This window comes from Spartinivicinus marinus (assembly GCF_026309355.1).
In the GTDB taxonomy this organism is placed as follows: Bacteria; Pseudomonadota; Gammaproteobacteria; order Pseudomonadales; family Zooshikellaceae; genus Spartinivicinus; species Spartinivicinus marinus.
In genome coordinates, this window is record NZ_JAPJZK010000001.1 from 2,122,870 (window position 1) to 2,137,644 (window position 14,775).

Below are 14,775 nucleotides of genomic sequence, written 5' to 3' on the forward strand. Positions count from 1 at the left end.
AATAAAACTACTACATTTACACCCTTCGCAAAGGGCACATCAGAAACGATTTTAACAAAACTATAACAGATTCCTTATAGCCTCGCTTAACTTATCTCCGGTAGCTTTCAAATCCCAATCTGATCACTTATTGTTCGATATAGGTTTTCATGCCCAGCTTGTTTAACCCAATGCCTTTCAGAGCTATTTGATATATTCATCATTAGCTGTTTATTTAATTTACAACAGCCGTCTTCTATCATTTTTCATAATCACACCATTTTATATGCTTTTTGTAGACTAAAAACTGTATTTCTATTTTAATAAGATATTAAAAACCGTCTTAGTCAACCATACAAGCCAGGTTTTGATTAATATTTAAAAGCAACAAATACCACACAAGTCTTTTAATATTTACTTCTTTATGTTGAAATAAATTACAACCCTCATTTATGATGACATGATAACCAATTGATTTATATGTATAAAAAATAGTGGCTTAGATATTGCTCCGCGATTACTGAACTAATTTCAAATGGTGGAGCACATGAAACCCATAAAAACTATTGCCTTGGTCACAGCACTACTACCATTTACCCTAATAAATACGGCGCAAGCCGTGCCAGTTGATAAAGAACTGGCGCTGGTAATTGATGTATCAAGCAGTATTGATGACACTGAATTTGCGCTACAAATGAATGGTTATGCAGCAGCATTTAAAGACCCTGATGTTATCAATGCTATTCTAGCATTACCTAATGGAAATGGTATTGCAGCAGCAGCCTTTCCATTCGCTGCATTTGGCGCTGATGATCCAATGGCTCCCGCCAGCTACGAATTAAACTCTACCCCTTGGTTTCATATAACAGATGCGATGAGCGCAATGGATTTTGCAAATGCAATTAGCGCAATACCTAATGGTGATGCACAAGGTACTAATATTGCTGGCGGTGTCGATTCCGCTGTCAATTCTATGTTAAATAACGACTTTGAAGGCGATATGCTAATTGTTGATGTATCAACTGATGGCGTACAAAACCTGTTTAGAGATGGAGGATTGTGTATTGATATATTTAACCTTCCACCATCAGAAGAAGAGTTATTAGCCTGTTTAGCAGCATTTGACAGTGCAATTAATGGAGCAAGAGATGAGGCTGACGGGCAAGGAGTCATGATTAATGGTTTAGCTATTACTGACCTTCAAATGGCGGAAGATTATTTATCAGACCTGATCGATATTTTAGGCCAAGAAACAGTTGATATGTTAGGTTTACCTGAAAACTTGCAAGAATATTTAGAGTTACATTTAATTACCGAGGAAGGATTTGTTCTTACAACTGAATTCGATGAAACACAATTCGCCTCAGCAGTCAAACAAAAAATATTAAATGAAATCTCAACGCCAGATGAGCCAACCCCAATGCCTGAACCTGGTACAGCAGGAATACTTGCAGTTTGTTTATTAGGTTTATTCTTACACAGAAGAAGGCTACAACAGGTAAAAATTTAACAATGAATATAGGATAAAAGACTACCTACTCTTCCAATACTCTAAAAGGGCAAGTCTATAATTTAATGGCTTGCCCTTTGTTATAAAAGTAGTCCTATTTAAGTCGTTAATATAATTTTCCCTGCATGCTTACCGCTTTCCATCAATTGATGGGCTTGTTTAGCTTCAGCCAATGGAAAAGTTGAGTGAATGACAGGCTTTACTGCTCCTGAATTTAATAACGGCCAAATTTTTCCTTTTAACTCTGCCGCTATTTTAGCTTTATCCTCAACACTTCTTGCCCTTAAAGTAGACCCTGTAATGGTTAGCCTTTTTGACATTATTTGCCATAGTGAAATTTCACTAGTTGCACCATGTTGCATACCGATTTGCACCAACCGGCCTTCTACAGCTAAACAAGATAAGTTTCGTGGAAAATAATCACCGCCCACCATATCCAGAATTAAACTAACACCCTTACCTTCTGTGTATGCTTTAATTTTTTCAACAAAATCTTCTTCACGGTAATTAATTGCTGCACTGGCACCAAGTTTTAAACATAAATCGCACTTTTCTTTGGTACCGGCAGTGGCATATACAGTAGCACCTTTGGCCACCGCTAACTGAATAGCCGTGGTGCCAATACCGCTGGTACCACCATGAATTAACAAGGTTTCTCCTGCTGTTAATTGACCTCGCTCAAAAACATTGTGCCAAACGGTGAAAAAAGTTTCGGGCAAAGCCGCAGCTTCAACCATGGAAAAACTGTCTGGAATCGGTAAGCATAAATCCGCAGCGGCTACAGCAAATTCTGCATAGCCACCACCCGATAATAGTGCACACACTTTATCACCCACTTTCAACTGGGTTACATGCTCGCCCACCTTGACTACCTCACCAGCTACTTCTAAACCAGGAATATCAGAAGCACCGGGTGGTGGCGGGTATTTACCTTTTCGTTGCAATAAATCAGGGGCATTAATACCTGCAGCAGCAACTTTTATTAATACCTCACCAGTTTTAGGCTCAGGCATTTTTCTCTCAGTAATAGAGAGAACGTCAGGGCCTCCTGGGCCCGTAATTTCTACAGCTTTCATAAGCAATATTTTAAATTTCTAAATAATCCATTATTCCTTCTGCCGCTTGGCGTCCTTCCCAAATAGCTGTTACCACTAAATCAGATCCTCTAACCATATCTCCACCAGCAAATATTTTAGGATTAGAGGTTTGGAATTTAAATTCACTCTCTTCTTTAGCAGTCACACGACCAGCTGAGTCTGTTTCAATTGTTACTTCTTCAAACCAGTCTGCAGGGCTGGGCCTAAAACCAAAAGCAATTAATACTGCATCTGCCGGTAAAATTTCTTCGCTACCTGGAATGGGTTCTGGACTACGGCGACCATTTTCGTCAGGCTCACCAAGACGAGTGGTGACAACTTTAACGCCTTTTACTTTGTTATCACCCACAATCGCTACCGGCTGACGGTTAAATAAAAACTCTACACCTTCTTCTTTTGAGTTTGCTACTTCACGACGAGAGCCGGGCATATTTTCTTCATCACGCCGATAAGCACAAATCACGGAACGAGCTCCCTGGCGAATCGCCGTTCGGTTACAATCCATTGCGGTATCACCACCGCCTAACACCACGACTTGCTTGCCACGCATATCAACAAATTCATCAGAGGCTTTTTCTAATCCTAAACAGCGGTTTACGTTGGAGATCAAATAAGGTAATGCTTCATATACCCCTGGTAACTCTTCTCCAGGAAAACCACCTTTCATATAGGTGTAAGTACCCATACCCATAAAAATGGCATCATAATCATCCAACAACTGTTGAATAGAGATGTCTTTGCCTACTTCGGTATTTAATTTAAATTCCATACCCATTTTGGTAAAAACATCACGACGCTTTTTAATAATATCTTTTTCCAGTTTAAATTCTGGAATACCAAAAGTGAGCAGCCCACCAATTTCTGGATGACGATCAAATACAACCGGCTTAACCCCATTACGTACTAACACATCAGCACAAGCTAAACCAGCAGGGCCTGCACCAATAACTGCTACTTTTTTATCGGTTTTAACCACCTTGGATAAATCCGGCCGCCACCCCATCGCAAATGCTGTATCGGTAATATAACGTTCTACAGCACCAATAGTGACCGCACCAAAACCATCATTTAAAGTACAGGCACCTTCACATAATCTATCTTGTGGACACACCCGCCCACAGACTTCTGGCAAGGAATTGGTTTGATGGGAAAGTTCTGCCGCTTCAATAATATTCCCCTCAGCCACTAATTTAAGCCAATTAGGAATATAATTATGAACAGGGCATTTCCATTCACAATAGGGATTACCACAAGCTAAACAACGGTGGCTTTGTCCAGCCGCTTCACGGGGAGTATAACTATCGTAAATTTCTACAAATTGTTTTTTTCTTGCTAAAATATCTTTTTTATCTGGGTCTGTCCGCCCCACATCAACAAACTGGAAGTTGTTATTTAATCGATCGCTCATTGTTACAAACCTCTTATACCCTTCGCGAATGATTTTTTGCTTTGTTATCTTCGCTGTAGGTACTTATACGTCATCATTGACCTTAAAAATATACATTATTGAAAGCTCTGCAAAACGTTATGAGCGCAGCAAAGACAAGGCAAAAATTGGCGAAAAAGCGGAGTTTATTAATTATAAATAAGCATTTTGAGCCAATTTTTAACGCCGTATTTGCAAGCACAATAGTTTTGCCATCTACTCGGGACGGGTACGAATACTTGATAGCAATTGGTCTAAGTTCGCGGCTTTCGGTTTAACTAACCAGAACTTACCAACAAAGTCGTACATATCATCGAGAATGGTTTTACCCCATTCACTACCCGTCTCCGCTACATATTCCTCAATAATCGTGTAGAGATAGCTTTTGTATTGCTCCATCGCTTCCGTATCAATGCGATGAATTTCCACTAACTCATAGTTGTAGCGATCAAAAAAATGTCGATCTAAATCCAGTACATAAGCAAAACCACCGGTCATCCCTGCACCAAAGTTATGCCCAGCCTGTCCCAATACGGTTACAACCCCCCCCGTCATATATTCACAACAATGGTCGCCTGCTCCCTCCACTACTACATGGGCACCAGAGTTTCTTACCGCCAGCCGCTCACCCGCTCGACCAGCAGCAAATAACTTGCCTCCTGTAGCGCCGTATAAACAGGTATTCCCTATAATTGCTGTATCTTGAGACTTAAACTCACTTTGCTTAGGCGGCACAATCACCAACTTGCCACCTGTCATTCCTTTACCTACATAATCGTTGGCATCCCCTTCCAGGTACATATCCAAACCACCTGCATTCCACACACCGAATGACTGACCCGCTGTTCCTGTCAGGCTCAAGGTTACAGGGGTGTCAGCCATGCCCTGATTGCCATAACGCTTGGCAATTTCTCCTGAAAGTCTGGCACCTATCGAACGATCACAGTTACTCACTCGATATTGAAATTCACCACCAACCAGGTTTTCGATAGCGGGCAGAATGTCCTGAACCATTCGTTCAGCCAACTCACCACGGTCAAACGGATTGTTATGCTCAACCAGACAACGATGAGGTTTGTCTTCAGGGATATGGCTATGATCCAAAATCGGTGACAAATCCAAGTGCTGCTGTTTAGGGGTAGTGCCTTCAGCACTCTGTAGTAAATCTGTCCGACCAATGATTTCATCCAGGCTGCAATAGCCTAACGATGCTAATAACTCCCTCACTTCTTGAGCCATGTAAGTGAAAAAGTTAATCACCATGTCTACCGTGCCGATAAAGTGATGATCACGTAGATGCTTATCCTGAGTAGCCACCCCTGTGGCACAGTTATTCAAATGACAGATTCGTAAATACTTACAGCCCATTGCCACCATCGGAGTCGTACCAAAGCCAAAACTTTCAGCCCCTAACATGGCCGCTTTGATAACATCCAATCCCGTTTTCAAACCACCATCAGTTTGGACTCGAACTTTGCCCCGAAGGTCATTCGCTCGTAGCGCCTGATGAGTTTCACTTAAGCCCAGCTCCCAGGGTGAGCCTGCATAACGAATCGAGCTAAGCGGACTCGCGGCTGTACCGCCGTCATAGCCAGAAATAGTGATTAAATCAGCGTAGGCTTTTGCCACACCCGCAGCAATAGTGCCTACCCCTGGCTCTGATACCAGTTTGACTGACACCAACGCTTCAGGGTTGATCTGTTTTAAGTCAAAAATAAGCTGAGCTAAGTCCTCAATCGAATAGATATCGTGGTGAGGAGGCGGTGATATCAAAGTCACCCCTGGTACAGAGTAACGTAAGCGGGCAATTAACTGGTTAGCTTTACTGCCTGGCAACTGACCACCTTCACCAGGCTTAGCGCCCTGAGCTACTTTAATTTGCAGCACTTCTGCACTCATCAAATAATGAGGTGTCACCCCAAACCGACCAGAAGCAATCTGCTTAATCTTGGATACCTTATTGGTACCAAACCGAGCCGGATCTTCCCCTCCCTCACCTGAGTTAGAACGAGCCCCCAATCGGTTCATTGCCTCTGCCAATGCTTCGTGAGCTTCTGGAGATAATGCTCCCAACGACATGGCCGCACTATCAAAACGGCGAACAATTTGCTCAACTGACTCAACTTCATCAATAGTAATAGGCTCTCGATCAGATTCCAGTTTAAATAAGTCTCTGATAGTGGCAACAGGGCGCTCATTCACTAGCCGTGAATAGTCTTTAAATGCTTGATAATCACTGTTTTTAACCGCTTGTTGTAAAGTCTGTACAACATCAGGATTAAATGCGTGATATTCCATGCCGTGAATATATTTGAGCAAGCCACCAGGTTGGATTGACTTACGAGGCTTCCAGGCTTCTTTAGCTAATAGCTGCTGTTCATACGAGAAATGCTCAAAATTAGCCCCTTCAATTCGGCTGGCCACCCCTTTAAAACAAAGCTCTACTACTTCACTGCTAATACCAATGGCTTCAAATAATTGGGCTCCCCGATAGGAAACGATGGTGGAAATCCCCATTTTTGACAAGATTTTCATCAAGCCTTTATTGATGCCTTTTCGATAGGCTTTAAAAGCTGGAATAGGATCAGCCAGTAATTCTCCGGTTCTGATCAAATCATAAATCACTTCGTAACTTAAATAGGGATATACAGCAGTTGCACCAAAGCCGATTAATACTGCAAAGTGATGAGGATCTCTGGCAGTAGCCGTTTCTACGACAATATTGGTATTACAACGCAAGCCCTTTTCAATTAGATGATGGTGAACGGCACCTGTTGCCATTGCAGCATGAATAGGTAACTGACCTGGTTGAATATTTTTATCAGTGAAGTGTAAAATCACCTTGCCATCACGAGCGGACTGTTCAGCTTGCTTGCAGACATTTTTAATCGCACTTTCCAGACTTTCCTGTTCGGAATAATTAAGCGAAACAGTGGTGGCCTCAAACCCGGGCTTTTCAATATCAAACAGTTTTAAAAACTTGATTGGTGATAAAACCGGTGAACCCAAAATAACCCGCGCGGCATGTTGCGGGGTTTCTTCAAATGGGTTTTGCTCAGCACCAATACAGGTTTCCAACGACATTACGATCGCTTCTCGCAATGGATCAATCGGCGGGTTGGTTACCTGGGCAAACTGCTGGCGAAAATAATCGTAAACCGGGCGCACTCGCTGGGATAATACAGCCATTGGCGTATCATCTCCCATAGAGCCCACCGCCTCCTGACCACCTTCTGCAAGTGGGCGTAACACCTGGTCTCGCTCTTCGAAAGTAACCTGAAACATTTTCATGTGAGTTTTCAGCTCTTCACGATCAAAGTGCTGATCAAGCCGATGGGGCTCTTCAAAGTATTTAGATTGAATTCGATAGGCGTGCTCTTTTAACCACTTTTTATAGGGCTGCTTGGTTTTCAGGTAGTTATCGATGGCTTTGGCTTCATGGATCTGGCCAGTTTCCGTATCAATGGCCAATATTTCACCAGGCCCTACCCGGCCTTTAGCAACTACATCTTCTGGTTGATAACCATAAACCCCAATTTCTGAAGAAACCGTAATGTACCCCTGCTTGGTCATTACCCAACGAGAAGGCCGCAAGCCATTTCGGTCCAACATACAGATCGCTTTTAAGCCATCAGTAATTACCAAGCCTGCCGGACCATCCCAAGGCTCCATATGCATGGAGTTATACTCATAAAATGCCCTCAAGTCAGAGTCCATGGTATTCACGTTTTGCCAAGCAGGAGGGATTAGCATTCTCAACGCACGATAGATATCAACCCCACCATTGACCAGCACCTCTAACATATTATCCAGGCTGGATGAGTCTGATCCCGTGGTGTTAACTACTGGCTTAACGGTGTCCATCTCAGGCAAACGCTCTGAGCGAAACTTACTGCTTCTTGCCACCGACCAGTTGCGATTACCGCTAATGGTATTGATCTCACCGTTATGAGCCAACATCCGAAATGGCTGGGCCAAGTGCCACTCCGGCATGGTATTAGTGGAAAAGCGTTGGTGAAATACGCAAATTGCCGTCTCAAACCGGGAGTCACCCAAATCTGGATAAAACTTGGGTAAGTCCACTGGCATCATCAGCCCTTTATAGGAAATGACTCGCTGGGCCAGGCTGCACACATAAAAGTGTTTATTGTTCTTAATAACTAAGCCAGCCCGACGTCTGGCCATAAACAGGCCAACCTCAAACTGCTCCTCAGACATACCATAAGGACAGTTAACAAATACCTGTTCTATTTTAGGCTGAATATCTTGAGCAATAGGCCCTAAGCATTCAGGGTTAGTTGGCACAGTTCGCCAACCCACAACCTCTAAACCTTGATCAGCTAAATGGTGGTTCAGTGCCTCGCGGCCTTTATCGGCAATGGCATCATCTGGGCTTAAAAACACCATTCCTACAGCATAATGCTGATTTAATGCTTGTTGGAAAGTCTCTTTGGCAACAGCACGAAAAAAGCTATCAGGCTTTTGAATTAACAAGCCGCAGCCATCACCGGTTTTACCATCGGCAGCGATTCCCCCACGATGGGTCATGCAGGTCAGGGCTTCAATAGCCGTTTGCAGTAAGTGGTAGCTTTTTTGCCCATCACGATGCGCAATCAAACCAAACCCACAGTTATCCCTATACTGCTCAGGGTGATACAAAACTTTCATATGGCACACTCTCACCAGGAATTTCTTGTTTTTTCAGTTACTTAGCTATCCTTGGTGTTGTTATTATGTGGTAGCAATTTTGGTGCAAGGGGCAAACATTCTACACATGATGTCCATCTGAGACAAATAAGTGTCCCATAGTCATAATTTTTTAAGGCAGCTTACTATTGCAACTGTTAATGAGATCGCATCCACCTACCAAGAAGAAATCGCTATCTACCCCTTAGTCAATCAGAGCATACCAAGCCTTCAAGTAAGTCTTTTAGTTAAAACCCACTTGTTCTTATCTACTTACTGCGTTTTAAAAGCCAGTTGATTAATAAGCAGGCAACGTGGATTGGGTTACAGGATAGTGAAGGTACATTCAACTTCAACAGCCTATTGTAGCTGAAGAGCAAAAACCGCTTTGAATAACAGCTTATTAGTTTTTCCGGATATCGGCCTGAACACTCGCAATACTTCTAGCCCAGGGTTTTTGCTGTCTAAGCTCTGGTGGTAATTGGCGAGAGGCTGTTAGTGCGGTATCACGATTAGGATACAAGCCAATAGTCACCACATACCAAGGTTTGCCTTTATAATAAGTCTGAAAGTACTTTAACTTGCCAGCAGCCCAGTGTTGCTTAATAAATGCTTTAGCCCCCCGACTTGAGCTAACACCTAACACTTGTAGTACATAACTTGATTTAGGCTGCCTTAAGTACCAGTTTTCATCAGCAAAAAAAGCGGGAGGCTTTTTCTTAGCCACTTTTGCTGGAGGCTTAACTGGCTGCTTGGCTTGCTTAACCTGTGGTTTTGGTTGTGATTTATCAGCCTTCGGTGCTACTGGTTGCTTTTCAGGTGCTGTTTTTTGATCAGACGCAAGATGGGTACTAGCAATAGATTCAGACTGCTTTTGCTGGGTACTTGAGTCAACTTTATTTACTTGCTTCTGTTCATCATTAAGCGGCTTTTCCTCTACAACAGCTGGCTTCTGGTCATTTGAATCCGCTAAGGGTTTTTCTATGGTAATAACTGTGCGGGTTGCTTCACTTTCAATAGATTCAGCTGTTTCAGTAGTTAATTCAGTCTCAACCACAGGTAACTCTGGTGTTGTAACGGCAGCCTCCTCGTCCCAAAGCGGCACTTCAATTGTTGTGGTTTTGCTATTGGTTTCTGCTTTAGGTTGAGTTTGTTCTGCTGTTTCGGAAAAAAACAGCGAATTTACTAACAGCAATATTAATAAAGTACCTGCCACTACACCAATAGCATAGACATGCCCTTTTGGTAGCCCCAACTTAGTTGGCTCACTGATATCCATTTTGCGTGCTAATACCTCATCGGCAAGCATATTCAGCTTGCTAAAGTTACCTTGTGCCTGCTTATGGATTTTGTCTAAGTCAGTTGTCGTAAGTTCCTTTACATCACCAGTAGCTGTTAGTTTTAAGTACTGATGCAAATAATCAGCGGTTTCTTCCAGGGTTAATTGATTTAAGTGAATGGTATACAACAGGTCGGTCTGAGCTAATTGATTGCATTGCTGTAATTTGTTAGCTAATGCTTCACTGCCTGTAATAATAAAATGAATAGGTAAACTATGCTCACTGGCTTTAATTGCTAACACTATTAACAGGCGTAATGCATCTACATCAAGTAATAAGGCATCATCTATCAATACAACGGCCTGCTGCTCCGTCAATAAAACATCTCTAACAGCAAAAAGCAGGGCTTCAGGAGTTTTAACACTAACAGGTTGGGTTTGATCAACCAGTTTTTTCCATAATTGAGAAAATAACTGGCTGGCATTCATCATCGGCGTTGCAGTGATTAAACAGCTACGACACTGCTCCTGAAGCACCTGGTTGGCCTGTTGAAGAATAGTAGTTTTACCACTACCAGTAGGACCAGCTATCAACAGCAACAGCTGACTAAAACTGACCAGGTGACTTATCTGCTCAACAGCACGCCCTCGTTCAGCACCATTCCAAAAAAATGGACTGTTATATTTTGCTAGCAGACTTTTTGCCTGCTGTAGGTGCTGCTGAAAATCATCTATCACAAAATAACGTAGACCTAACTATCTGCACACAATTAGCTAAGAGTATCAAGCAACAATTGTCGATCAAAATCAGCAGTCACAATGGCCTTGCCTATTGACTCTAACAATACTAAACGAAGCTGACCATCAATAACTTTTTTATCCACCGCCATTAGCTCTAAATAATCATTACAAGACATTTCCTTTGGTGGCTTGATTGGTAAGTTAGCCTGTTTTAACAATGACTGAATTTCCAATACTTCCGACGCAGCAATCCAGCCAATCCGACAGGATAAGTCAGCCGCTTGCACCATACCTGCTGCCACAGCTTCGCCATGCAGCCACTTGCCGTAGCCCATATAATTCTCAATGGCATGGCCAAAAGTATGACCTAAATTTAAAATAGCGCGAATACCACCTTCTTTTTCATCTTGAGCAACAACCCAAGCCTTATTTTCACAAGAGCGCAAAATGGCATAACTTAAATTATCAGAGTTTCTGCTAACCAGTGAGTCAATATTTTCTGTCAACCAATCAAAAAAAGGCTTATCGGAAATTAGACCATACTTAATCACCTCCGCAATACCTGCTGACAACTCTCGACTTGGAAGAGTGTTTAAGGTGGTTGTATCAGCAATAACACATTTGGGCTGATAAAAAGCACCAATCATGTTTTTACCCTGCGGATGATTCACCCCCGTTTTGCCGCCAACAGAAGAGTCTACTTGAGCAAGAAGAGTTGTTGGCACTTGGATAAAGTTAACCCCTCGCTGATAGGTAGCAGCTGCAAAGCCTGTGATATCTCCAATAACCCCTCCACCTAAAGCAACTAGCGTCACAGTACGATTGAATTTATTGGTTAGTAAAGCATCATAGACTTTTTCGACAGTTACTAAGTTTTTGTACTGCTCGCCATCAGGCAAAATCACTTCAGCCACTTGATAGTGATCAGCTAAAGTTTGCTTAACTTGCTCAAGGTATAAAGGTGCTACGGTATCGTTCGTGACAATTAAGACTTGCTGGCCGTCAATATGGGGCTGATAGTACTCAAGCTGGTCAATTAATTGTTGGCCTATATATATGGGGTAACTTCTTTCAGCTAAATCGACAATTAACTTTTCCATCTTGATTTACTGCGTTTTAAAGGTTGATAAATTACTGAGCTCTATTCAGATTCAGCTGGTCCAGCGCTTCCATAATCTCACTTACCACCCCACGGGGGGACTTACCATCAGTATGAATGGTGATATCAGCTAGTGACTCATAGATTGGCCCCCTGATAGACAGCAACTCGGTTAAAACCAATCTTGGATCAGCTTGCTGCAGTAACGGTCGGCGTTTATCTCGAGAAGTACGCTCCAACTGTTGTTCAACACTGGTTTCCAGATATACCACTGTACCATAGGTAGTCAACAACTGACGGTTCTCTTGACGAAGCACTGCTCCACCACCAGTGGCTAGCACTACCCGTTCATCTAACACTAAATCCTGCAGCATGCCTGTTTCCCGCAGCCGAAAGCCCTCCTCACCTTCAACATCAAAGATCCAGGGGATATCAGCACCTGATCGGGCTTCTATCTCTCGGTCAGAGTCTTTAAATGGTAAGTTCAGCTCTTTAGAAAGCAAACGCCCGATGGTGCTTTTACCAGCACCCATCGGGCCAATTAAAAATATATTGTACTTCGACATCTATTACATAACTGGTTATCGCGACGTCAGAGCATTATCAACGATTTTGGGTGTAATGAAAATGAGGAGTTCTTTTTTCTCATCTTCAACTACATCTTTTCTGAAGAGTCTGCCTACTATTGGGACATCACCCAAGAAAGGCACTTTAGACTCAACTTTTTCTGACTCTTGAATAAATACTCCACCAATCACCACTGTTTGACCATCGGGTACCAGTACTTGAGTCTGTAGCTCATTAGTATCAATACCTGGCACTGAAGTGCCCAGTTGTAAGTTTACATTATCTTTATTAACCACAATATCCATAAAGATTTGATTATCAGGCGTCACATGTGGAGTTACTTTTAATGAAAGCACTGCTTTTTTGAAAGAAGTTGAGGTTGCACCACTTGAGCTTGCCTCTTGATAGGCAATTTCAGTCCCTGTTTCAATCAATGCTTCTTTTTTATCTGTGGTAAATACTTTTGGTTGGGAAATTACTTCTGCACTGCCTTCAGACTGAATAGCTGACAACTGTGCCCTTAGTACAGCATGGCTTGAACTAAATCCAATATTCAAGTTGGAGGTAAACGCTTCAACCCCTAAATCAGTGAATAAAGTATCCTCATCCTCACTTTCTTCAATGGTTCCATCAGCTTTTACTCTAGTTGTCGGTCTTTTAAATTGCATACCACCAGTACTGGTTTTATCATTACCCTGGACATCCCACTTACCTTTATTGTCAAAAAGAATTCCACCCCACTCTACGCCTAAAGCTTCCTTGGCTTCATCACTCGCTTCAACAATACGCGCCTCAATTTGCACTTGCTTAACAGGGATATCTATTTTCTCAACCAGCTCAATAATTTCATCCAGTTTTTTGCGGGTATCCTGAATTAATAAGCTATTGGTTCTTTCCACTACCTGGACCGTACCACGCTCACTCAACAGACCAACATCCCCTTCGGCACCACCTTGCAATACTGCAGCAATTTCAGCAGAATCAGCATAATTAATTTGCACTAAATCAGTGAAGGTTGGCGCTAGTTCTTCAATTTGTTTATCATTTTCCAGCTCTTGTTTCTCTCTGGCAGCAATTTCATCAGCTGGCGCCACCATTAAGACATTACCTATTTTACGTTTATCTAGTCCTTTGGCTTTTAGCACTAGGTCTAAAGCTTGATCCCAGGGCACATTTTGCAACCTTAAAGTAATATCGCCTGTAACTGTATCACTAGCAACCAGGTTAAGATCAGTAAAATCAGCAATTAACTGCAGCACACTTCTGACATCAATATTCTGGAAGTTAAGCGATAGTTTTTCTCCGGTATAAACAAACCGGTCACGTCTTCTTTTTTCAACTTCTTGCTCTTTTAATGGCTTAACACTAATGGTCAGAGTATTATCAGTTTGGTAAGCAAGATAGTCATAGAACCCTTCTGGTTCCACTACAATAACTGCACCACTACGCTCTTTTGTTACATTAATAAAGTGAACTGGCGTAGCAAAGTCAACTACATCCAGGCGGTTGCGTAGCTCGGTAGGCAACTCAGTGCCTGCAAATTCTAAGCGAATCCGCCCTGCTTCTTCTGACATATCGAGTGGCACATTTGGGTTAGATAAGGTAATAACCACATTACCTTCTCCACTTTCGCCACGCTCAAAATCAACATTGGTAATAGCTTTTCTATTGTAGTCTTGCTTAGGCTTACTTCTCGCAGTTGTTGCTTGAGTCAAAGACCGGGTAGTTGCGCTTGACCTTGAGCCTGCAGACTCACTAGGCTGCTGACTGGCTGCTGTTGCTACGGCACCCGACACATCAGAGCCAATTAAAATATAAAGGCTATTACCTTCAATACGGGTGGTGTATTTTGAAGGTTTTGCCAAATTAACAATAAGACGAGTTCTGTCTTTTGCTTCCAGAATTGTCAAACTTTTAGCACTGCCAAAACCAATTTCATTATATTTATTTGGCAAAGCACTATTAGTGCCTGGCAAATCAATTGAAATCCGGGCAGGCTTTTCAATCGTGTAACCCCTAGGTTTTGGTACATCACCATCAAACTCCAGTTTTAATTCCACCTTTTCGCCAGGTAGAGAAGCCACTTCCAGGTCCTTAATGGTTGCGGCAAGCGCTTGCAGCGAGTCAATACTAAACACTGCAGCCAACAGCGAAATTCCCGCACTTTTTATCAGTTTGGTGCTCATACCTACCCACCAGTTGTTGTTTTTGTCAGATTCATTGAGTCTTAAATGCTCTTAGTCAGGAAATACCAACAATTTTCCTAGAGCCCGGATAAATAGTTACGCTACAGCCAAAACACCTAAACGGCCACAGCTCGTTTGCTAGCTAAAACCGAAACAATTACTGTCAATTTATAGATAAATCGAAAGGCATTTATTTACTTACTAG

At 42.4% G+C, this 14,775-nt stretch carries 8 protein-coding genes; 1 reads left to right on the plus strand and 7 read right to left on the minus strand.

Translation table 11 applies throughout. The annotated features are described in order from the left end of the window. Positions 1 to 526 precede the first annotated feature (526 nt). Positions 527 to 1,489 carry a DUF1194 domain-containing protein gene (locus OQE68_RS09565; RefSeq protein WP_180568861.1) on the plus strand — a complete coding sequence of 321 codons (963 nt, stop codon included), beginning with the start codon at positions 527 to 529 and terminating at the stop codon, positions 1,487 to 1,489. Between the two features lie 98 nt (positions 1,490 to 1,587). Here OQE68_RS09565 and OQE68_RS09570 read toward each other — a convergent pair whose 3' ends face one another. The 7 genes from OQE68_RS09570 to OQE68_RS09600 all read right to left on the minus strand — a co-directional run bounded on the left by OQE68_RS09570 (position 1,588) and on the right by OQE68_RS09600 (position 14,570). Next, a complete protein-coding gene (locus tag OQE68_RS09570; protein ID WP_180568862.1) occupies positions 1,588 to 2,565 on the minus strand; it encodes an NAD(P)H-quinone oxidoreductase in 978 nt (325 codons plus the stop codon). A gap of 10 nt (positions 2,566 to 2,575) precedes the next feature. After that, positions 2,576 to 3,994 (minus strand): FAD-dependent oxidoreductase, encoded by a 1,419-nt coding sequence (locus OQE68_RS09575; RefSeq protein WP_180568863.1) that lies wholly within the window; start codon positions 3,992 to 3,994, stop codon positions 2,576 to 2,578. Positions 3,995 to 4,228: 234 nt separating this feature from the next. Continuing rightward, the gene (gene gltB / locus OQE68_RS09580) at positions 4,229 to 8,680 is read right to left on the minus strand and encodes a glutamate synthase large subunit (protein ID WP_180568864.1); all 4,452 of its coding nucleotides are present in this window, start codon (positions 8,678 to 8,680) and stop codon (positions 4,229 to 4,231) included. 421 nt (positions 8,681 to 9,101) lie between these two features. Further along, positions 9,102 to 10,715, minus strand: coding sequence for an SPOR domain-containing protein (locus OQE68_RS09585; protein ID WP_180568865.1), 1,614 nt, complete (start codon positions 10,713 to 10,715; stop codon positions 9,102 to 9,104). A gap of 32 nt (positions 10,716 to 10,747) precedes the next feature. Next, a complete protein-coding gene (gene aroB / locus OQE68_RS09590; protein ID WP_180568866.1) occupies positions 10,748 to 11,818 on the minus strand; it encodes a 3-dehydroquinate synthase in 1,071 nt (356 codons plus the stop codon). Between the two features lie 31 nt (positions 11,819 to 11,849). Then, a complete protein-coding gene (gene aroK / locus OQE68_RS09595; protein ID WP_180568867.1) occupies positions 11,850 to 12,383 on the minus strand; it encodes a shikimate kinase AroK in 534 nt (177 codons plus the stop codon). Positions 12,384 to 12,398: 15 nt separating this feature from the next. Next, positions 12,399 to 14,570, minus strand: a complete 2,172-nt coding sequence (locus OQE68_RS09600; RefSeq protein ID WP_180568868.1) for a type IV pilus secretin PilQ — start codon at positions 14,568 to 14,570, stop codon at positions 12,399 to 12,401. Positions 14,571 to 14,775 lie beyond the last annotated feature (205 nt).